Annotated in this window: 22 protein-coding genes and 2 pseudogenes; 5 read left to right on the top strand and 19 right to left on the bottom strand. The window is 46.7% G+C overall.

All coding sequences use genetic code 11. The features are described 5' to 3' along the window. Both E2B99_RS08785 and E2B99_RS08780 read left to right on the top strand, forming a co-directional pair. A pseudogene (locus tag E2B99_RS08785) lies at nt 1-92 on the top strand (IS5/IS1182 family transposase); the annotation flags it as partial. 36 nt (nt 93-128) lie between these two features. Further along, nucleotides 129-500 (top strand): Type 1 glutamine amidotransferase-like domain-containing protein, encoded by a 372-nt coding sequence (locus E2B99_RS08780; protein WP_134244620.1) that lies wholly within the window; start codon nt 129-131, stop codon nt 498-500. 25 nt (nt 501-525) lie between these two features. Here the strand turns inward: E2B99_RS08780 and E2B99_RS08775 are convergent, their stop codons facing one another. Together E2B99_RS08775 and hemE are read right to left on the bottom strand one after the other, a co-directional pair. Beyond that, nucleotides 526-1,311, bottom strand: a complete 786-nt coding sequence (locus E2B99_RS08775) for a DUF817 family protein (RefSeq protein WP_134244619.1) — start codon at nt 1,309-1,311, stop codon at nt 526-528. 9 nt (nt 1,312-1,320) lie between these two features. Continuing rightward, nucleotides 1,321-2,403: a uroporphyrinogen decarboxylase gene (hemE, locus tag E2B99_RS08770; RefSeq protein ID WP_134244618.1), complete on the bottom strand. Its 1,083-nt coding sequence runs from the start codon at nt 2,401-2,403 to the stop codon at nt 1,321-1,323. 216 nt (nt 2,404-2,619) lie between these two features. Here hemE and E2B99_RS08765 point away from each other — a divergent pair, with 216 nt between their 5' ends. Further along, on the top strand, nt 2,620-3,870 hold the full coding sequence (locus E2B99_RS08765; RefSeq protein ID WP_134244624.1) for a L,D-transpeptidase family protein: 1,251 nt from the start codon (nt 2,620-2,622) through the stop codon (nt 3,868-3,870). A 78-nt stretch (nt 3,871-3,948) separates the two neighbouring features. On the opposite strand, the gene E2B99_RS08760 is transcribed toward E2B99_RS08765, so the two are convergent. The 12 genes from E2B99_RS08760 to lepA all read right to left on the bottom strand — a co-directional run bounded on the left by E2B99_RS08760 (nt 3,949) and on the right by lepA (nt 14,155). Beyond that, complete coding sequence (locus tag E2B99_RS08760) at nt 3,949-5,247, bottom strand: McrC family protein (protein WP_134244617.1); 1,299 nt, start codon at nt 5,245-5,247, stop codon at nt 3,949-3,951. Continuing rightward, the gene (locus E2B99_RS08755) at nt 5,241-5,477 is read right to left on the bottom strand and encodes a hypothetical protein (RefSeq protein ID WP_134244616.1); all 237 of its coding nucleotides are present in this window, start codon (nt 5,475-5,477) and stop codon (nt 5,241-5,243) included. Before E2B99_RS08755 ends, E2B99_RS08760 begins: the two co-directional genes overlap by 7 nt. A 167-nt stretch (nt 5,478-5,644) precedes the next feature. Then, nucleotides 5,645-6,571 (bottom strand): McrB family protein, encoded by a 927-nt coding sequence (locus tag E2B99_RS08750; protein ID WP_166739017.1) that lies wholly within the window; start codon nt 6,569-6,571, stop codon nt 5,645-5,647. A gap of 62 nt (nt 6,572-6,633) precedes the next feature. Beyond that, nucleotides 6,634-7,254 (bottom strand): tRNA-(ms[2]io[6]A)-hydroxylase, encoded by a 621-nt coding sequence (locus E2B99_RS08745; RefSeq protein ID WP_134244614.1) that lies wholly within the window; start codon nt 7,252-7,254, stop codon nt 6,634-6,636. Nucleotides 7,255-7,296: 42 nt separating this feature from the next. Next, the gene (pdxJ, locus tag E2B99_RS08740) at nt 7,297-8,019 is read right to left on the bottom strand and encodes a pyridoxine 5'-phosphate synthase (RefSeq protein WP_134244613.1); all 723 of its coding nucleotides are present in this window, start codon (nt 8,017-8,019) and stop codon (nt 7,297-7,299) included. A 91-nt stretch (nt 8,020-8,110) separates the two neighbouring features. Continuing rightward, nucleotides 8,111-8,815 (bottom strand): DNA repair protein RecO, encoded by a 705-nt coding sequence (gene recO, locus E2B99_RS08735; RefSeq protein ID WP_166739016.1) that lies wholly within the window; start codon nt 8,813-8,815, stop codon nt 8,111-8,113. Nucleotides 8,816-8,914: 99 nt separating this feature from the next. Next, nucleotides 8,915-9,097, bottom strand: coding sequence for an NF038104 family lipoprotein (locus E2B99_RS08730; RefSeq protein ID WP_134244611.1), 183 nt, complete (start codon nt 9,095-9,097; stop codon nt 8,915-8,917). Nucleotides 9,098-9,158: 61 nt separating this feature from the next. Beyond that, nucleotides 9,159-10,208, bottom strand: a complete 1,050-nt coding sequence (era, locus tag E2B99_RS08725; RefSeq protein ID WP_134244623.1) for a GTPase Era — start codon at nt 10,206-10,208, stop codon at nt 9,159-9,161. A 50-nt stretch (nt 10,209-10,258) separates the two neighbouring features. Then, on the bottom strand, nt 10,259-10,948 hold the full coding sequence (gene rnc, locus E2B99_RS08720) for a ribonuclease III (protein ID WP_134244610.1): 690 nt from the start codon (nt 10,946-10,948) through the stop codon (nt 10,259-10,261). 44 nt (nt 10,949-10,992) lie between these two features. Beyond that, nucleotides 10,993-11,379, bottom strand: coding sequence for a DUF4845 domain-containing protein (locus E2B99_RS08715; protein WP_240687781.1), 387 nt, complete (start codon nt 11,377-11,379; stop codon nt 10,993-10,995). Between the two features lie 37 nt (nt 11,380-11,416). Continuing rightward, nucleotides 11,417-12,235: a signal peptidase I gene (lepB, locus tag E2B99_RS08710; RefSeq protein ID WP_134244609.1), complete on the bottom strand. Its 819-nt coding sequence runs from the start codon at nt 12,233-12,235 to the stop codon at nt 11,417-11,419. A gap of 99 nt (nt 12,236-12,334) precedes the next feature. Beyond that, complete coding sequence (gene lepA / locus E2B99_RS08705; protein ID WP_134244608.1) at nt 12,335-14,155, bottom strand: translation elongation factor 4; 1,821 nt, start codon at nt 14,153-14,155, stop codon at nt 12,335-12,337. A gap of 537 nt (nt 14,156-14,692) precedes the next feature. Here lepA and umuD point away from each other — a divergent pair. Together umuD and E2B99_RS08695 are read left to right on the top strand one after the other, a co-directional pair. Beyond that, the gene (umuD, locus tag E2B99_RS08700; protein ID WP_240687780.1) at nt 14,693-15,424 is read left to right on the top strand and encodes a translesion error-prone DNA polymerase V autoproteolytic subunit; all 732 of its coding nucleotides are present in this window, start codon (nt 14,693-14,695) and stop codon (nt 15,422-15,424) included. Between the two features lie 2 nt (nt 15,425-15,426). Then, on the top strand, nt 15,427-16,710 hold the full coding sequence (locus E2B99_RS08695) for a Y-family DNA polymerase (protein WP_134244607.1): 1,284 nt from the start codon (nt 15,427-15,429) through the stop codon (nt 16,708-16,710). Here E2B99_RS08695 and E2B99_RS08690 read toward each other — a convergent pair. The 5 genes and pseudogenes from E2B99_RS08690 to E2B99_RS14600 form a co-directional block, all read right to left on the bottom strand. Continuing rightward, the gene (locus E2B99_RS08690) at nt 16,703-17,464 is read right to left on the bottom strand and encodes an N-acetylmuramoyl-L-alanine amidase (RefSeq protein WP_134244606.1); all 762 of its coding nucleotides are present in this window, start codon (nt 17,462-17,464) and stop codon (nt 16,703-16,705) included. The genes E2B99_RS08695 and E2B99_RS08690 overlap by 8 nt on opposite strands. A 67-nt stretch (nt 17,465-17,531) precedes the next feature. Then, nucleotides 17,532-17,912 (bottom strand): hypothetical protein, encoded by a 381-nt coding sequence (locus E2B99_RS08685; RefSeq protein WP_134244605.1) that lies wholly within the window; start codon nt 17,910-17,912, stop codon nt 17,532-17,534. Between the two features lie 45 nt (nt 17,913-17,957). After that, on the bottom strand, nt 17,958-18,242 hold the full coding sequence (locus tag E2B99_RS08680; RefSeq protein ID WP_134244604.1) for a hypothetical protein: 285 nt from the start codon (nt 18,240-18,242) through the stop codon (nt 17,958-17,960). Nucleotides 18,243-18,348: 106 nt separating this feature from the next. Next, a complete protein-coding gene (locus tag E2B99_RS14880; RefSeq protein WP_240687779.1) occupies nt 18,349-18,693 on the bottom strand; it encodes a phage tail protein in 345 nt (114 codons plus the stop codon). A 32-nt stretch (nt 18,694-18,725) separates the two neighbouring features. Then, nucleotides 18,726-18,994 (bottom strand): annotated as a pseudogene (locus tag E2B99_RS14600) (hypothetical protein); the annotation flags it as partial.

Below are 18,994 nucleotides of genomic sequence, written 5' to 3'. Positions count from 1 at the left end.
TTAGAGGAATAGCTACTCGATATGACAAGCTCAAAAGAAATTATCAAAGTTCTGTTGCCTTAGCCTGTATATTTTTATGGCTACCTTTATAGGGTTAATTATCAACAGTAAATGTCAACAGACCCTATATTTTTATCGGTGGCAACACTTTTTACCTGTTACACATGCTAAAAGAATCAGGCGCTGACCAGCTCATTATCCAGCAAATACAACAGGGCAAGCCTTATATTGGGACATCAGCGGGCAGCGTGATTGTAGCGCCCAATATTGAGTATATTGGCTTGATGGATGAAAAAGATAAAGCACCTCTACTGACAGATTATACGGCTTTAAATATGGTGGATTTTTATCCGCTTCCGCATTATGGCAATCCCCCATTTAAGGAAACTGCTGAACAAACCTTAAATAAATACCAGCAACAGCTTCATTTATATCCCATCAGTAATACGCAGTTCATTAGCGTCAAGGACAATGATCTTCAAATTGGTGGCATCCGTTAAAAATGCAATTAATCCCATCAGTAAATCAATGCAAGCGCCAGTTTCCGGCATCATCCCGCTTGCCCATTACCGCCAAGACCAGCACCAAACTTAAGGTCAGCAGCAAATACCACGAACCCAGCTTGCCCCAGCCTACCATATGCCATATATCAGCCTGCGACGGGTAACGCCAGATGTTGGCAAAAGTGGCAATATTTTCAGACAGCCAGACAATAAAGGCTAAGCCCAGCAACAGTGGCAAAAACGGTAGCTGGTATTGTTTTTTATCAATTGAAAATAGTACCCGGGTTTTGAAAAATAAAATAACCGAAGCTATAAACAGGATATTACGGATGTCGGGAATAAAAAACTTGGTAAAAAAATTGGCATACGACAATACAGCCAGCAGACCCAGCCATTTTAAACGGGGCAAATGAACAAAAGATGCCTGATATAAACGCAGGCTACGCGCCAGAAAACTCCCCACTGCCGAATACATAAATCCAGCAAACAGCGGCACATTGGCAATCCTGAAAATAGCTTGTTCCGGATAATGCCATGATCCAATTTTCGGATGGGTTAGAAAAAGCTCCATCAGCATGGCCATGGCATGAAAAATGGCAATCACCCAGACTTCACGCGGCGTTTCCAGCTTGTAATACACCAGAAATATCTGAATAACCAGGGCATAGGCCAACAAGGCATCGTAGCGATAAATGCCAGCAATCGGCCAATGCATTTGATGGGTAATGACAAAGGCCAGCAGCAGCAGGATGCCAAACAAGGCCGCATACAAACCCAGTATGCTGCCTTTCACGAGTGTTTTTAACACGGCAAAAACTTATAGGCTGGATTGAAAGATTTCATTGCTGAATTCATGCACGGCATCAACAAATACGCCTGCATGTTCCGGATTAACCCACTGGGTAATGCCATGGCCCAGATTGGCCACATAACCCGTATGGATACCATCTGCATAAGCATCCTGTAACATGGCTTTGACCGCAGCACGGATACGTTCAGGAGAACCATACAGGGTATTGGGGTCAAGATTACCCTGTAAAGCCACTTTGCCCTGAACTGTCTGGCGTGCAATACTTAAATTGGTCGTCCAGTCCAGCCCCAGTGCATCTGCGCCACTGTTCAGCATTTGTGGTAACCATTGCCCGCCGCCCTTGGTAAACAGAATGACTGGCACGCGGCGGCCTTCATGTTCCTTAATCAAGCCCTGCACGATCTTTTGCATGTAATTGAGTGAAAATTTCACATACTCCCGATGTGCCAGTGCCCCACCCCAACTATCAAAAATCTGTACTGCCTGTGCGCCCGCCCGAATTTGTGCGTTCAAATATTCGGTCACAGCAATCGCCAGCTTGTCCAGTAAGGCATGCAACAGTTCCGGAGATTGATACAGCATGGTTTTGCTGTGCTGGAATTCCCGGCTACTGCCGCCTTCGATCATATAGGTGGCCAGTGTCCACGGACTCCCAGAAAAACCAATCAGTGGTACCTGACCACCCAGTGCCGAGCGAATGGCTTTTACTGCATTCATGACATAATCCAGTGAAATTTCCGGATTAGTCCACTCAAGCTGGGCAATATCCGCCTCAGTACGTACTGTTTTTTTAAATTTTGGTCCTTCACTCACTTCAAAGTACAGACCCTGCCCCATGGCATCGGGAATGGTTAAAATATCGGAAAACAGGATTGCTGCATCCAGCGCATAACGGCGCAAGGGTTGCAAGGTCACTTCACAGGCCAGATCGGTATTCTTGCACAGGCTTAAAAAATCCCCGGCTTGGGCGCGGGTCGCCTTGTATTCCGGCAAATAACGGCCTGCCTGACGCATCATCCAAACGGGTGTGCAATCTACCGGTTCACGGAGTAGCGCTCGCAGGAAACGATCATTTTTGAGTGGCATCATTGAAGGATTCCTCACGGTAGCTTCTTAATTGGCAGGCTAAAACAGGTGGCAAATCATAACAAACTGACGCTTAAATTAATAATTTTGCTTTGTATTTAAATGCAGGCTCAAGTCGCAGGAAACCTGCATATATTTACAGTTGCTCACTGCAAACTGTTGCAGGTTTTGTCATACTAGGTTACTACATAGAAAGTTACATATTTTAGGAAAATTATGATGTTTGCTCGCTCGGCCTTAACCATTGCGCTTGCACTATGTTTAACTCAACCCGCATTTTCAGCAGAAGATAACACCGATAATTCTGTAACTCCTGCTTCTAACAAGACCACTGCTCAGAACAAACCCCAAGCAAATCAGGCAGACGAACAAAGCCTGAAGCCAACCATTGTTAATCAGATGTCTGATATTAACACGCAATCAGACAATGAACCTGATACCAGCAAGCCGGTTACACCCCAAACTGAACGTGCACTAGAGAACGCTCAGGCTGTGGTTAAAACCATGCCTGAGAACCCTGCTGCCTCTGGTGACAGTAATAAAAAGTCCACGCAAGAGAAATCAGCACAGAACTGGACACTGGATGGCCTGAATAACGCCAACTGGGTGAGTGATCTGGGTAAAGGCCAGTTTGTTGAATATGCCAAGGCACAGGTTTTGCTAAACCGTCATCATGCCTCACCCGGTGTGATTGATGGCATTTCCGGCAAAAACATGCTTAAGGCCATTTCTGCATTTCAGGTTATGAATGGCCTCACCGCCACTGGCCTGCTGGATACCCAGACCTGGGATTTGCTGAGTGCTGGCCAAACCAATGATGTGTTCCAAAGCTACACCCTTACCCAGCAGGATATCGACGGCCCTTATGCCGCATCCATTCCACATGATTATGCTGAACAGGCCAAGATGAAAGGGCTTTATTACACCCGCGTAACTGAAATGCTGGGCGAGCGTTTTCATATGGATGAAGGTTTCCTGAAAAAACTAAATCCGGAAGCAACCTTTGCTAAAGCCGGTGAAACTATTCTTGTTGCCAATCCGCGTGAAGATTTAAGTGATCCGGTATCGCTAATCATTGCCCATAAAGGCGCAAAACAGGTTTATGCCTTTGACAGCAATAACAAAATGGTCGCAACTTATCCAGCCACGATCGGCAGTACTGATACACCTTCACCGAAAGGTACTTATCAGGTGAAAGCCGTTGCGCCAAATCCGTGGTACGGCTATAACCCGAAAAACTTTATACAGGGCAAAAACATGAAGCCATTGTCCCTGCCACCGGGCCCAAACAATCCAGTGGGTAATATGTGGATTGCCTTGTCCAAACCATCGTTTGGGATTCATGGTACGCCTGAACCATCACTAATTTCCAAGACTGCTTCTCACGGCTGTATCCGCCTGACCAACTGGGATGCCAATGCATTGTCCAAACGGGTTAAACCAGGCGTTACTGTTCGTTTTCTGGAATAACCCATACTTTGATTGAATTTTAGTAACAACAAAAGTCCTCCAATATGGGGGACTTTTTATAGGCTTAATGATTTGGCGCTAATGATGATTGATTTTTGATAATAAGAAAGGCGCATCGACCAGTTCAAACCGTTGCAGGCAAAATGGCAATAACCACAAGTGTACCTCGGCATCGCGAATATGCTGAAACATGGCCTGCTCTACGGCCCGGTTAAATTGTGCAGTTTTGGGATAAACCAAACAAACGCTACCACCCTTTGGCAAATACGCAGCTGCATAAGCAAACATCTGGTATAGCTCCTGCTCATCCGGCTTAAGCTGGCTAAACGTCGTCCCACTTTTATTTTTCCATTTGCTATCCAGCACAGCAATGGGTTGCTGTTCATTTAGCACTAACAGGTCAGGTTGCAGTTTTTGCTGAGGCTGATTGTTAACCTGCAATAAGGCCGCAGTCTGCTGCTGTTTCTTAAGCTGCCAGCCTGGCGGTAATTGCTTTTTAAGCTGACAAGCCACCATATTTTCAAACAGCTTGTTCATGTCAAACAGCAAGCTAAAAGCTGGCTGCGGGCCATGTGCAACCGTGGGGCTAAATCCGCCAATGATCAGCCTTGCCCATTGCAGCGCACTGCTATAATACTGGGTATTCCGATCCAGCTGCACTGCCTTGAAGTCCTGCTCCGGCTGGCTAGATGCTGGAATATGCACCATGCGCTGGATGCAGGCTTGGGCCAAATGCTGGTGATTGGCTGTGTGGCTAATTCGCAGAATAATATTTAATGCCAGCCGTAAAATCCGGTTTTCGGCACAATCGGCCTGATAGTCCTCATGCTCACTAAAAAAGCGCGCCTGATTACTATGATTATACCGAACTTGATGCTGGACCAGTAAGCGTCCACGCAGTACCGCCAGATTATCCTTCTGGATTCGATAATGCTGCTTTAAACCATGCTGTAATACGCTTAGAATGCCAGTCAATGCCTGCTGAATGAATAATTCCAGTAAAGGCATTTTGGCCAGTTGCACCAGCGCCTGTTGTGGTAAAACCTTAAATGGCATGTCTGGTAAGGCTTGCAGCATTTTTAGCAGCATCAGGCGCATCTCATCTGGTGCATGCCCAGCCTTGCCGGTCTTGGGTAAAATTTCCAGCACATGCCCACAATGGCTTTGTACCACACCCACGTATTGCCGGGTTTTTAAAACAGCTTGCTTGCCATGCCAGTCAAGTAGCAGCCAAGCCTGCGGCTGCGCTAACGTGTGGTTAAACAGTTCATCAAACAGCGCTTGCGGAATTTCTCGTAAACCAGGTACTGGTTTTACAGGGCTACCAGCTGGATATAACTGTTCATGCTCAAAGCATACGATATGCTGGCTTAGCATATGAGTTGATAGGCCTGAATTTGTGTGAATGCTGCTTTATTAATGGTATAACTCGCCTGCAACGGCACATCCGGCAGATCGCCAAACAGTGCTATGGCCTGCTGTTCACGATTGCCCAGTTGAATAAACTGCAACTCGACGGGCTTACGATGATCGTTTAGCACCAAACGGATTTTTTGCCAGTCATCAAAGAAATATTCCTGTAATAGCGGAATAATTTTGTGTTGCATGACTGCCTGCAAGTCAGCAAAACCGTCTACGCTACAAAAAAATGCATGACCCAGCAGATAATCCCCCCTATGAGTAACTCAATCCGTGCATTCATGGTTTGCAACAACTGGCTTAAATCCAGCCCTGCAAGATCATCGTTTATTGGCTTACCCTGCACTGCTTGTTTTCATAGTTCATAATCTGGCTGCATTTCCACAAACTGGAAACGCCGACGCAGAGCTATATCTATAGGGCTTAAGGAACGGTCAGCCGCATTCATGCTGGCATAAATACTGACATTGGCAGGCACGCTAAATTTACTGTGTGAATAGGGCAAAACTGCTTCCAGGATATTTGTCCTGCCCTGTCGCTTGTCCAGTTCAATCAGGCTAATCAGCTCGCCAAAAATTTTCGATACATTACCCCGGTTGATTTCATCAATGAACAAGGCATACGGATGCGCTGGATCAAGCCTCGCCCGCTCGCACAGTTCTAAAAAAATGCCACGCCGGATTTCATAACGAATCTGGCTATTTTCATCGTCATCCAGTACCGGGCGCAAACCTTCTACAAAATCCTCATAACTATAGGATTGATGAAAGGTAACAAAGCTGTAGCGCTGAATCACCTCCGCAGCTTGTGCACCACGTTCAATAATTTTGAGCAGTTTTGCCAGATGGGCAATATCATCTTTGGCACTGGGCAATAAAAACCACAAACCGGCTTCATCCTTGTCAAATAGCGCAAGGCTCGAGCGTTTATCAGGATTATATTTAACGGTACTGGAATCCAGCGCACTATGGCGCATCAGTGTGCCCCAGATGGTCTGGCTGATGTTTTCCTTGCGATTGGTGAGCTGCACCTTACAGCGCATTAAAGGATGATTGAGGATCTCCGGCACACGCAGCAGGCGCTTTTCTTCCAGAAACACCAGACAAATCACTTCGCGCCAGCTTAACTCACGTATTTTCTCGGTAAGAAAAGTATCATGATCCTGCTGCGCCAGTTGCTCGGTATATTGCTGTTGCAATTGCTGTAACTGCCAGGTTTTGCCAGTACCCGGTGTGCCATAAAAAATCAGGTTGACCGCACTGGCATTTGGCAACACAGTCATGGATGTTGTCCTGCTTTTAGCCATTGGCTTTCCCTGTTTGCTCTTCATACGGTCTATTGATATCAGGCAGGGACACCACTATGAAAACGCAGCTCGGTGTCAGGCGTGCTAATCAGCTCGGCTTCAAGCTGGCGAAAGGTTTCTACCCGAGCAGTGATATCTTCCTTGCTGATGGATTGTGCCAGATTCAGGTAGTCCTCAAAGTGGCGCGATTCAGACTTCAGCAAATATTTATAAAATCTGGCCAGTTCATCGTCCACATAGGGTGCTAGTGCCGCAAACCGTTCACAGGATCGCGCTTCTACAAACGCCCCCACAATCAGCACATCAACTAGCGCCTGTGGTTCATAGGTTTTAATTTCCTTGCGCAAGCCGCCTGCATAACGCCCTGCTGGAATGGCCTGCCATGCCTGCCCGCGTTTTTGCATGATGTCGAGCACCTGCTCGTAATGCAGCATTTCCTCGCGCACCAGTTGCGATAGCTTTACCTGCAAATCCGTGTAAAAACCATAGCGAAACATCAGGTTAATGGCCGTGCTGGCTGCCTTTTTTTCACAATTGGCATGATCCTGAATAATCAGCGGAATATTGGTAGGCAGGCAGGCTTCATGCAGCCAGCTTTGTGGTGTCGCACAGTCTAAAAAAGCCTGAACAGGGTGTAATAAGACGTCAGTAGAACTCATAAGGAAACACATTAACACTGCAAAAAATGAATAAGAAATCGCCTACTGCATAGCATGTGCAATGGCCTGTTTCATATCCTGCACCGCCTGACGCAAACCTACAAACACACTCTCCGCAATAATGGCGTGGCCAATATTTAACTCATGAATATTCGACAGACGCGCAATGGCTGCGACGTTATGTAAATTCAGGCCATGCCCGGCATTGACAATCAAGCGCGAAGCCGCATAGCTTACTGCATCGGCAATGCGCTGTAGCTCATAGGCCAGCTCAGTGCCAGCGGCTTCGGCATAAGCCCCGGTATGCAGTTCAATGGTAGGCGCACCGCACTCAATCGCCGCATCAATTTGTCGAGGTTCCGGGTCAATAAACAATGAAACCTCACAGCCAGCCTGCGTGAGTTTACGGGTTGCTGCCTTGATTTTCTGGATTTGCCCGGCGACATCAAGTCCACCTTCGGTAGTCAGTTCTTCACGCTTTTCAGGCACCAGACACACATGCTGTGGCCGGATCTGACAGGCAAAATCCAGCATAAAATCAGTCACGGCAATTTCCAGATTCATGCGGGTTTTGAGCAACGGACGCATCCGAACCACGTCGTTATCCTGAATATGACGGCGGTCTTCACGCAAATGCAGGGTAATTCCATCGGCACCGGCTTCCTCACACAGCAAGGCTGCTTTGACCGGATCAGGATAAATGGTGCCGCGCGCCTTTCTCAACGTGGCGACATGATCAATATTAACACCCAGTAAAATGCTCATTGGCTTTGCCACCTTGATTAAGAAATATGAGTTTTAGCATTAAAAACTTTTCAGATATAAACGGGATTTTAACGGATTTCAAAGCGGCTAGTTAAGCACCGGACTGCTGTGCAATCCATAGTTCCCTGCTTTTTAAAGGCTTATCGTTCAACAGTACCGCTAAAGCCTTGCGATAAACCCGGCTTAGCATGGCAATCACTTCAGCAGGCAATACTTTCTGGGTAAATGCAAATTCCGGGTCAGCCATGGCCAGTATGTATTCACCCAATTCACCTGAATTGTTGGGACTAAAACCTTCATTTGGCGTAAAGCGATATAGTTGTTGCGGTTGAATGGCAATGCCCAGAAAATCCTGTGCGAAGTTAATGGCATAGCCCAGCTCAGCCAGCAGTATCGACTCAAATCGCCGTAATGCGGTCATTAGCGCCAGATTGCCGTCATCCGGTACAGGCAAGTGTTGCAGTTCATCCAGTAATTGACTATAGGCCCCAAAGGCATTGGGCAGTGCTTCTTCCAGTGGTGCTAGTCTGACCAGCAATTCATTGGCATAAAAACCGGCAAACAGGGCTGAACCCTGCAAGTTTTTAGGCGCACCCACCCATTCAATTTTACTCAAGCTTTTTAAGGCAGACTTACCAGAGGCATATAAAAGCACAGGCTGGTACAGCGGAATTTGCGCTCCACGAACCACGCCATCAATCCGGCCAAATTCCAGCGAAAAAAAATGAACCAGTTTACTATTTTCACGATAAGCACGCTGGTGAAGCATAAACCCGTGCAAGAGCTGCTGGCGCACTTTTATAATTCCATGACTATAAACACCTGAGAATTGCAGCATAAAACTGCATGATAGTGCTTTTGATTTTTGTCACTGGTTGACCCAGCATGTTGAGGCTTATTTTTCCTGCTCATCGTCATCATCAGGAATGGCAGCACCAACCACGGCACCAGTGCCTTTAACCACGGCTTTAGTGGTGCCATACGCCACTTTTACAGGTACAGTAACCACCTTGGTAGCGAGGCAAGCTTGCAGGCCAAGTGCCAGCGTTAATATGGCTAATATATTTATCAACTTCATTATTTACACCTCGCCTGCTAAACCTGACTAAGCGACTGATAGCACTTGTGCATTAACCCGCTCAGATATCACTATAGCCCAAGCTTTTTAATGCACGCTCATCATCCGACCAGCCGCCTTTAACTTTCACCCATAAAGTGAGCATGACTTTTTGCTCAAACATTTTTTCCATGTCGATCCGGGCTTCCATACCAATCTGCTTGAGCTTGCGGCCTTTGTCACCAATCACAATCAGTTTCTGACCCTGACGCTCCACCAGTATCGTGGCATCAATATATAAACAGGCTGGCTTGGGCTTGCCGGTTTTTTCATTAATGGTAGCGGGTTCTTCTTTAAAAGATTCAATTTGCACCGCCAGATCATAAGGCAACTCTTCACCCAGTTGACGCATGATTTTTTCACGCACAATTTCACTGGCCAAAAAACGTTCTGAACGATCCGTTAACTGGTCAATAGCATACATCGGTGGTGCAAACGGCAGATATTTGGCAATCACTTCATGCAGGTGCTCAAGATTGGCACCGCGCAAGGCAGACACCGGCACAATATCACTAAACTTCATCCGCTTGCCATGCTGCTCTATTAATGGCAGCAAGGTGCGTTTTTCTTCAATAGTATCTACTTTGTTGATGACCATGATGACTGGCATATCAGCATTTTTGAGTTTTTCCAGCACCAACTCATCATCCGGTACCCATTTCATGCTATCAACCACGAACAGCACCAGATTCACATCACGTAACGCAGATGACGCCGCACGGTTCATCATTTTGTTGATGGCGCGCACTTCTTTTTTGTGCATGCCCGGTGTATCAACATAGACAGCCTGTACGTTATCGCGGGTATCAATGCCCACAATTTTATGACGGGTGGTTTGGGGCTTGCGCGACGTGATCGAGAGCTTCTGACCAATCAAGTGGTTCATCAAAGTTGATTTGCCCACATTAGGACGGCCAACAATCGCCACGAAGCCACAGCGGAAATCCGCCGGAATCTCGGCAGGGCTATCCTTAAAAAACTGGCCAATGACATCCTGCGGACTAGCATGGTCGGTATTGTCATTATTGCTGCTGTCGCTTGGCGTTATCGTATTAGCCTGAGAATCATCCATTTCAGGATTTTGCATTTCAGAATTTGAATGAATATCGTTGGGTTGCGTGGTCATGACGATGCCTGCTCCAATTGCTTTAAAATGACACTGGCAGCAGTTTGCTCAGCATTACGACGACTTGCTCCTTCACCTACGGCAACAGGAACATTGGTCACTTGACAGTGAATGGTAAAATGCTGGTTGGGTGCTTCACCACGCACCTCAACCAGTTTGTATTCCGGCAATGGCAGATGCCGCCCCTGTAAATATTCCTGCAAGCGGGTTTTGGGATCTTTCAGTGCGTCGGTTGGCATCAGATCAGCCAGATAAGGTTCGTACCACTTGAGCACCAGCGGCCGGATTTGTTCCAGATCACTACAGTCCAGAAACATGGCACCAATCAGGGCTTCCACGGTATCGGCCAAAATGGACTCACGATGGTGTCCACCGCTTTTCATTTCACCTGTACTTAGAATTAGTGATTCACCCAGTTTAAGATCACGGGCAATACAGGCCAGTGACTCCTGACGGACTAGTGTAGCACGCATACGGGTTAATCGCCCTTCCTGCTCTTCAGGAAAACGATGATATAAGTATTGCGCAATAATCACGCCCAGCAGTGCATCGCCGAGAAATTCCAGACGCTCATAATTGTGACGCTGGCTTACCGAACGATGGGTTAACGCCTGTCTGAACAAACCCTGATCATTAAACTGATAGCCCAGTCGGCTCAGTAAGCGCTGTTGATTAACCAAATTGATGCTTCACCTGCCTATTCATTTTTTACCTTTTAAGATCTGTGTTGCTATTTGGCGCCTGCCTTAATGGCACGCTGGTCAAACTGCTTTTCAAATGACATGACCAGATCAACATTGCCCATAAAATTTTTGCGCACTTCATAATCCAGTTGTACCACCAGTTCACCGCCGCTGTTGCTGACTTTCATAATGTCTTTGGCTTTGAGATCACGTAAATTATTCAGGCTAAATTGCTGCTCCAGATCCTGTACAAACTTGGCCGGATCACTGCTGGTTGAACTTCTTAACTTTTCTTCAATTGAGGCATTAATCAGGCGGTTGTCCCAGTAAGCTGGCCAGATAATCAGTGCAGCCTTGATGACCACCACAGCCAGCATTATTCCCACCATAATGCCCCAATAAGAAGCACCGCGCTGCGCTTTCATATTGATCATGATATTATTCCTTTCAATGATCCAGTCCCTGCTTTACCTAATTAATCCTACCATTTCTGGCAAAACTTGGAATATGGAAACCCGGTTCTTTATGCATCCAGACATAAAAAGCACGACCTGATAGGTTTTGTTCCGGCACAAAACCCCAGAAACGGCTATCCGCACTTCGGTCACGGTTGTCACCCATCATGAAATAATGACCCTGCGGCACCTTAACTTCCCAGTGCTGTCCGTTGGTTGCGGCATACTTGCCCCCTTCATTGGCCTGACTATTAATAAACGGGGCAATAGAAGCAGTTTTGGCATCCAGTTCTTCACGAATGGTATGGCTATGGGTGCCCAGCGTTTCCTGATAAAACAGCTCATACTCAGGATTGCCCTGATCTGCCAAGGCTTTCTTGGAAATCAGCTTGCCATTGATGCTTAATGTGCCACGGTCATACACAATATGGTCGCCCGGCAATCCCACTACCCGCTTGATATAGTTTACAGTGGGCTGCAAGGGATAACGGAACACCACGACTTCGCCCCGCTGGGGTTCACCAGTCTGCAAAAACTTGCTATTGGTGATGGGCAGGCGCACCCCATAGCTGTACTTATTTACCAGGATAAAATCACCAGTCTGCAAGGTAGGTACCATGGATTCTGATGGAATATTAAATGGCTCAACCACAAACGAGCGGATCACCAGCACCAGCGCCAGCACCGGCCAGAAATCATAGGCCCAGCCAATTATAATATTTTCGCCATCGCGGCCACGCGTTGCGCGCTGTTTCCAGATTAATTTATCCAGTAACCAGATCATAAAAAAGATCAGCGTTGCTGGTACCAAAATCAAATTAAAATCAAAATCCACAGCGCGTTCCTCTCCAGCAATTTCACTCGCAGCCTAACTGCCTGTCTTGTGACTGCGCAAGGCCTTGCGGAGCAGTGCTCCTCACGCCTATTTGCAGTCTTATTTTTTATCAACCTGTAACACCGCCAAGAACGCTTCTTGAGGAATTTCAACACTCCCCACCTGCTTCATGCGTTTTTTACCTTCTTTTTGCTTGGACAGCAGTTTTTTCTTACGTGATACGTCACCGCCATAGCATTTAGCCAGAACGTTTTTACGCATGGCCTTAACCGTAGAGCGTGCAATAATCTGACCACCAATTGCTGCCTGAATAGCAACGTCAAACATCTGACGCGGAATCAGGTCTTTCATTTTTTCAACCAATGCATTGCCCCGATAACGCGCATCATTACGATGGCAAATCATGGCCAGTGCATCGACTTTTTCACCGTTGATCAGCACATCAACCTTAACCAGACTCGAGCTTTCAAAACGGACAAAATTATAATCCAGCGAGGCAAAACCACGGGATACTGATTTTAAGCGGTCAAAGAAGTCCATGACCACTTCACCCATCGGAATTTCAAACGTTACCGCAACCTGATTGCCCAGAAACTTGAGGTCTTTTTGAATACCCCGGCGTTCAATACACAAGGTCATCACATTACCCAGATACTCTTGGGGAACTAAAATATGACACTCGGCAATCGGCTCACGCAAATCTTCAACAGTACCGCCATCAGGCATTTTGGACGGGTTATCAATATAAACGGTATCGCCATTTTTCTTGACGGCTTCATAAATTACAGTCGGCGCCGATGTAATCAGATCAAGATCATATTCCCGTTCCAAGCGCTCCTGCACAATTTCCATGTGCAACATGCCCAGAAAACCACAGCGAAAGCCAAAACCCAGTGCATCCGAGCTTTCCGGCTCAAAAAATAGCGCGGCGTCATTAATTTGCAGCTTCTGCAACGCTTCGCGAAACGCCTCAAAATCACTGGAATCAATTGGGAACAAACCTGCATAAACTTGCGGCTTAACCTGTTTAAAACCAGGTAACACCTCTACATCAGGGGTACTGTGCAGGGTAATGGTATCACCTACCGGTGCACCAAAAATGTCCTTAATACCTGCAATCACAAAGCCAACTTCACCGGCCTCTAGTAAACCGGTTTCCTGATGCTTGGGGTTAAATACACCCACAGAAGTTACCAGATGGCTCATGCCGGTTGACTTCACCAGCATCTTATCGCCTTTTTTGATGCGACCATGACGTACCCGAACCAATGACACGACACCCAGATAATTATCAAACCAGGAATCAATGATCAAGGCTTGTAAGGGTGCATCACGATCTCCAGTTGGCGCAGGAATACGATCTACTAGCGTGGCTAGCAGCTCATCAATGCCCAAGCCTGATTTTGCAGAAACACGCGGCGCATCTTCAGCTTCAATGCCAATGATTTCCTCAATTTCCTTGATAACACGTTCTGGCTCAACCTGTGGCAAGTCAATCTTGTTCAGGACAGGTAAAACTTCAAGTCCCTGATCAATTGCGGTATAACAGTTTGCAACCGATTGCGCCTCTACACCCTGTGCCGCATCAACGACCAGCAACGCCCCTTCACAGGCCGCCAGCGAGCGGGACACTTCATAGGAAAAATCAACGTGACCCGGCGTATCAATAAAATTGAGCTGGTAACGCTCCCCGTTGGGATGATTATAATAGAGGGTTACTGAATGAGCCTTAATGGTAATGCCACGCTCACGCTCCAGATCCATGGAATCCAGAACCTGCGCCTGCATTTCACGATCCTGCAAGCCGCCACAACGCTGAATAAAACGGTCAGCTAGCGTGGACTTGCCGTGGTCAATATGGGCAATGATCGAGAAGTTTCTAATATTCTCTATTTTACAACGAGTTACGTTACTTGACATTCAATAAAACTCAGCAATATGTACAGCACTTTGTACATAGAATATTTTTGCGGCATTCGATTGAATGCAGGCAATAATTAAAGATGCGCGATTATAGCAGACAAAGAAACGTACGCTCTTATTTTTTATATAGGGTTATAGGTGCTAAAAAACTGGCTGAATCGTCATTTGACCATTCAGCTATGGTTGCGAGGTATAAGATTAGATATGAATTTCTATATTTTCCCCTAGGCTATTCAAAAAACGCCCTACAGCCTCGCTGAAACCCTTCATCATTGCCCATATCCGAATCAAGGGTGCACTCTTTAGCTGAGTGCATGAATCGGGCACTTCCATGGCCAGAGTATTCCGCAGTGCCCTGCTTATAGCCACCTTCCCAAGGTAAATAGTCAATGATTAATGCAGGAATCAGCATCATCAGAAAAAAGCCAAATATAACTAAAATGAGTGTTGTTATACGCATGTTATTGTTTCATTTCATCGGTTTTACCCAGTTTATCAGTAAAACTGACTTGAATTAAATTTTACAGTTGGCGTATGCTGATATGGTTACGTTACAAAACCAATAATGCTATGACCGAACCAACTGGAAAAATCACTGGAAAACATGGCGGCCCCCGCCCTAATTCCGGACGCAAGCACAAGTATGCCGAGGAAACGACGGTAATCCGGGTGCCTGTGTCCAAAAAAGACTATGTACAGCAGCTGCTGGCCAGAACTGCCTCTAACGAAATTCCGTTTGATAACCGCAAGAGTGACTTATCACCGACGCTGGATCTTCAGCGTGTCGAAATCCGCTCAGACGTTAAGATCCCGTTTATGGATGAGTTGATCGTTGCCGGCTTCCCTTCCCCGGCCAGTGACCATATCCAGGATGTAGTAGATCTTAATGACCTGCTGATCAGGAACAAGGACGCCACCTTTATGGGCCGGATCGGCTCAGAGTCGATGCTCGATGCCGGGTTTGATATTGGTGATATTGTCATCATCGACCGCAGCATTACACCGGTGCACAAGGATATTGTCATCGCCATGATCGACAATGATTTCACCATGAAGCAGCTCATGCTATGCAGGTATGATGGATCAGACTGCGACAACAAGGAATATATTGGCAAGCCTTTCCCAGCTGGCCAGGAACGCTACCAGCAGCCGATCTGGTTTAAGGCAGCCAATCCAGCTTATAAGAACATTTACCCGCTGCCTGGACAAACCATCGAAATTATTGCTGTAGTGACCCATAACATTAAAAAAGTGTGCAGGCGCTAATCATGGACAGGGTATTTGCGCTCATTGACGTAAACAACTGCTATGTAAGCTGTGAGCGTGTATTTGATCCCTCCTTGAATGGCCGGCCAGTGGTGGTGCTGTCCAACAATGATGGCTGTGTGGTGGCCAGAAGTCAGGAGGCCAAGGACTTAGGCATCAAGATGGGCGTGCCGGTGTTCCAGATCCGCCAGCTGATCAAGCAGCACCACATTGCAGTGCTCTCCAGTAACTATGCCCTGTACGGTGAAATGTCCCACCGCTTTATGAATATCCTGGGCATGTATGTGGCGCCCGGAGAGCAGGAAATTTACTCCATTGATGAGTGTTTTTTAGAGCTGACAACCTACCAAGATTTATATGACTTGACCGACTATGCACAGAGTATGCGCCAGCGTATCAAGCAATGGCTCGGCCTGCCCGTGTGTATTGGCATTGGCTATTCAAAAACACAAGCCAAAATTGCTAATCACATTGCAAAGAAAAATAAGGGATTTAACGGCGTGTGCAGCTGGCTAGATACTGACCTGTGCATTTTAGAGGATATGCTGGCCAATCTGGACGTTGGCGAAGTGTGGGGCGTGGGACGACAGATCAAGAAGCGTTTGCACGCACTGGAGATTAAAACCGTATTTGATTTGATCATGGCAGACCACAAAATGATCCGGCGCTATTTTAGTGTGGTAACTGAGCGCACTGTGCTAGAGCTGCAGGGCACACCCTGCCTTGAGATTGAAGATATGGTACCCGAGAAAAAGCAGATCATTAGCAGCCGGTCATTTGGCAAGCCGGTCAGCCATATTGATGATTTACGTGAAGCTGTGACACTATTCATGCTGCGTGCGGTTGAGCGCCTGCGTAGCCAGAAACTCCTGTGTGCCACCATTGTGGTGACTATTAAAACCAGCCGGTTTAAGGATAATTACTACCATCCACACTGGACGGTGAATCTTGGCCATGCCACTGATGACCGTTTGCTACTGGTTAAAAAAGCTATGTTTGGCCTGGAGCGAATATATCAGGAAGGCCTACCGTATAAGCATGCCGGGGTGATGCTGCTTAATATTGTGCCGGAACGCAAATACATTCCAGATCTGCTGGCCGACCAGGAACAGATCAGCGAGCGCAAGATACTTACAATAACATTTGAAAAAATTAATAGTCGATTTGGTAAGGATAAGATCGCCATAGGCTCCTGCTGCTTTGCTGACCGTAACTGGTCGATGTCACAGGCCAACCGTTCACCCAATTACCTTAGTAACTGGGATGAGATTATAACGATTAATTAAATGCTTCAGTTAGCACATCAGCAATGGCCGTAAACACTTGGTCTTTACGCTCAAAGTATTTTTTCAGCTCTGCATCGTTGCTGATAAAAAATAGCTCTAAGATGATACCGCCAGCGCTGACGTACGCTAACTTGCTGTGCTGGCCACTGCCCTCATCCTTCCAGCCGCCATTGCCACCACGCACCGGAATATCAAGCACGTTGGCCAATGCACTGCACAGCTTCTGACAGATCGCCTTATCCTTGCTTTGTGCCAAGGCTTCAACACCCGTTGCAGATTTACTGGTGGCTGCATTCAAGTGAAACTCGATAGCGATTTTACCCTGTTTGACCAGTGCAGCAGCTTTGCCCAGTGGCTGGTTGTCAGTGCCGGTGCCATCGTTAATGACCTTATATCCACGGCTATTAAGAATAGCTGTTACACCGTTGCGCACCTCCCGCACAATCCCAGCTTCAGTAAATTTTCCATTACATGCACCAGGATCTATGAGGCTATGGCCAGCGGTCAGCACAATAACCGGTTTAGTGTTTGCTGGTGCACCAGCTGGCACAGATACTAGGCCGAGCTTGCCGGCAACATAGTCACCTAAAATGCCATCAGGCTTTACACCCAGCTTTTGCTGATAGGCTTTCAACGCATCTTCAGTCTTTTGGCCAAAATCACCATCTACCCGATAAATATATAACCCTTGCTTGGCCAGTGCAGTTTGCAATCGTTCGACGGCTGGCCCGGTATCACCTTTCTTCAGTAGCATAATATTTTCCTTCAGACATAAAAAAAGGGCCCGCCGTTTGGCAAGCCCTAATCAATAAAACCACTGGTTATTTTTGGATCTCGTCCTTCACTTCCCGGACAACATCAATAATCGTGGCTCCCTCGCGCTGGTTAATGAAATTAAATATCCAGCGGATCAGCGCCCAACCCGGCAATCCACAGGCAAAATAAAATCCGCCTAAAGCGACCATGCCGTAATAGTCATTACCCCACGAATGGAGCTGGTACTTAATCACCAAAAATGAGCCGCCAGCTAAACTGGATACCACTGTTGCAATCAGCCCAACGGCCCACTCTGGCCGTGTGCGTGGCATCCGAGTCATAATCACAACCAGATAACCCAGCACAATAAACAGCCCGATAATTAAGCCAGCGCCATACGCCTTTAAAAGCGCCCCGGCGCCCACTGCTGAAACTGGTTCAGACATGATTTTCCCTTTTCTTCAAAAAATAAAACCCGCAAAAGCGGGCTATCATGGATGTGTTCTGACGTACTCTTGGAACGCGCCAATCAGCCAAATCAGTGTTTTAGTCACGTCAATTTGCTGATAAACCGGATTACCGTTTTCATCCACAGCATCCTTTTCACCTGTAACCGCTTCAGGCATCACTTCTTGCAACTCATCTGCGATCAACATGGCCGGTATTTCTGCAAGCTTTTTTTGCTCTTCACGGATGTCGCTAATCTTCTCGCTGATTGCAGCTAAGGCCACGGCAGACGCAACGGGCGGCTCTGTTGAGTAGTTGTTATCTAGCATCGGTTCCCCCTTTCAACCAATAAAAAAGCCCTGAGTGCTAGTCAGGGCTTGGTGTGAGCCGAGTGTTTTACTTATTCGGCTGATATGGTGAGTTGATTAAATGAGCTTAATCCATCAGCCCATTATTTTTAAGCTTAATGAGCAATGCATTAAAGTCATTTTTAAGTTCTGTGACATCTGTAGCAGTGCTTGCAGCTTGGGTAGTCATGGGATAGCCCAAGTCCTTAAAGCTGATTGCACCAAATGATGAACGGGATGCTGGTACTATTGCACCTGTTGAGGGGTCACGGTATCGTTCACGCACCAATTGAGTCATAGACTCAATTGGTACAATTGAATTTCCACCACCGTCACCCACGGCAAAGTGGGTGAGTTCAATAGTGCGGTGTTGGCTGACTGCCTGAGCAACAAGTGATAATCCGATAGAAGTGTAGATTGTTTTAAAAGCCATTATCCTGACATCCTATTTATACTAATAGTTGATTAAGTATTTTCTGAGACACTAAAACTTGCAGGTGCAGTAAACGTACCGAAATTCGCCATATTTCCTCGCATCGAACCTTTCTCTGAGCTATTTCTAGCGACAATCTCCACAGCTTTTGTCGATGAAGAAGTATTTGCGATTGTATTATCATCAACTCTTACTAACTTCATTGTGTCAGCATGAATCGTAATCGGAGCTTTATGCGTAGCATGGAATCCACCTGTGCCAGTCACACGTAATTCATTGTTTGAGAAATTACAGTTATCCA

It is taken from the genome of Alkanindiges illinoisensis (genome assembly GCF_004377485.1).
Classification (GTDB): Bacteria; Pseudomonadota; Gammaproteobacteria; order Pseudomonadales; family Moraxellaceae; genus Alkanindiges; species Alkanindiges illinoisensis_A.
This window is presented reverse-complemented; position numbering and strand designations above follow the sequence as displayed.

Coding starts and splice junctions, on each gene's coding strand:
- E2B99_RS08730 (WP_134244611.1), bottom strand. CDS start 9,097: ATGAAGTTGATAAATATATTAGCCATATTAACGCTGGCACTTGGCCTG.
- E2B99_RS08745 (WP_134244614.1), bottom strand. CDS start 7,254: ATGAGTTCTACTGACGTCTTATTACACCCTGTTCAGGCTTTTTTAGAC.
- E2B99_RS08750 (WP_166739017.1), bottom strand. CDS start 6,571: ATGACTGTGTTGCCAAATGCCAGTGCGGTCAACCTGATTTTTTATGGC.
- E2B99_RS08685 (WP_134244605.1), bottom strand. CDS start 17,912: ATGTCTGAACCAGTTTCAGCAGTGGGCGCCGGGGCGCTTTTAAAGGCG.
- era (WP_134244623.1), bottom strand. CDS start 10,208: ATGGATGATTCTCAGGCTAATACGATAACGCCAAGCGACAGCAGCAAT.
- E2B99_RS08690 (WP_134244606.1), bottom strand. CDS start 17,464: ATGCTACTGAAGAAAGGTGATACCGGGCCAGCCGTCGAACGATTGCAA.
- E2B99_RS08715 (WP_240687781.1), bottom strand. CDS start 11,379: ATGATCAATATGAAAGCGCAGCGCGGTGCTTCTTATTGGGGCATTATG.
- E2B99_RS08760 (WP_134244617.1), bottom strand. CDS start 5,247: ATGCTAAGCCAGCATATCGTATGCTTTGAGCATGAACAGTTATATCCA.
- umuD (WP_240687780.1), top strand. CDS start 14,693: ATGCTGATATGGTTACGTTACAAAACCAATAATGCTATGACCGAACCA.
- pdxJ (WP_134244613.1), bottom strand. CDS start 8,019: ATGAGCATTTTACTGGGTGTTAATATTGATCATGTCGCCACGTTGAGA.
- hemE (WP_134244618.1), bottom strand. CDS start 2,403: ATGATGCCACTCAAAAATGATCGTTTCCTGCGAGCGCTACTCCGTGAA.
- E2B99_RS08680 (WP_134244604.1), bottom strand. CDS start 18,242: ATGCTAGATAACAACTACTCAACAGAGCCGCCCGTTGCGTCTGCCGTG.
- E2B99_RS08755 (WP_134244616.1), bottom strand. CDS start 5,477: ATGCAACACAAAATTATTCCGCTATTACAGGAATATTTCTTTGATGAC.
- lepA (WP_134244608.1), bottom strand. CDS start 14,155: ATGTCAAGTAACGTAACTCGTTGTAAAATAGAGAATATTAGAAACTTC.
- E2B99_RS14880 (WP_240687779.1), bottom strand. CDS start 18,693: ATGGCTTTTAAAACAATCTACACTTCTATCGGATTATCACTTGTTGCT.
- E2B99_RS08765 (WP_134244624.1), top strand. CDS start 2,620: ATGTTTGCTCGCTCGGCCTTAACCATTGCGCTTGCACTATGTTTAACT.
- E2B99_RS08695 (WP_134244607.1), top strand. CDS start 15,427: ATGGACAGGGTATTTGCGCTCATTGACGTAAACAACTGCTATGTAAGC.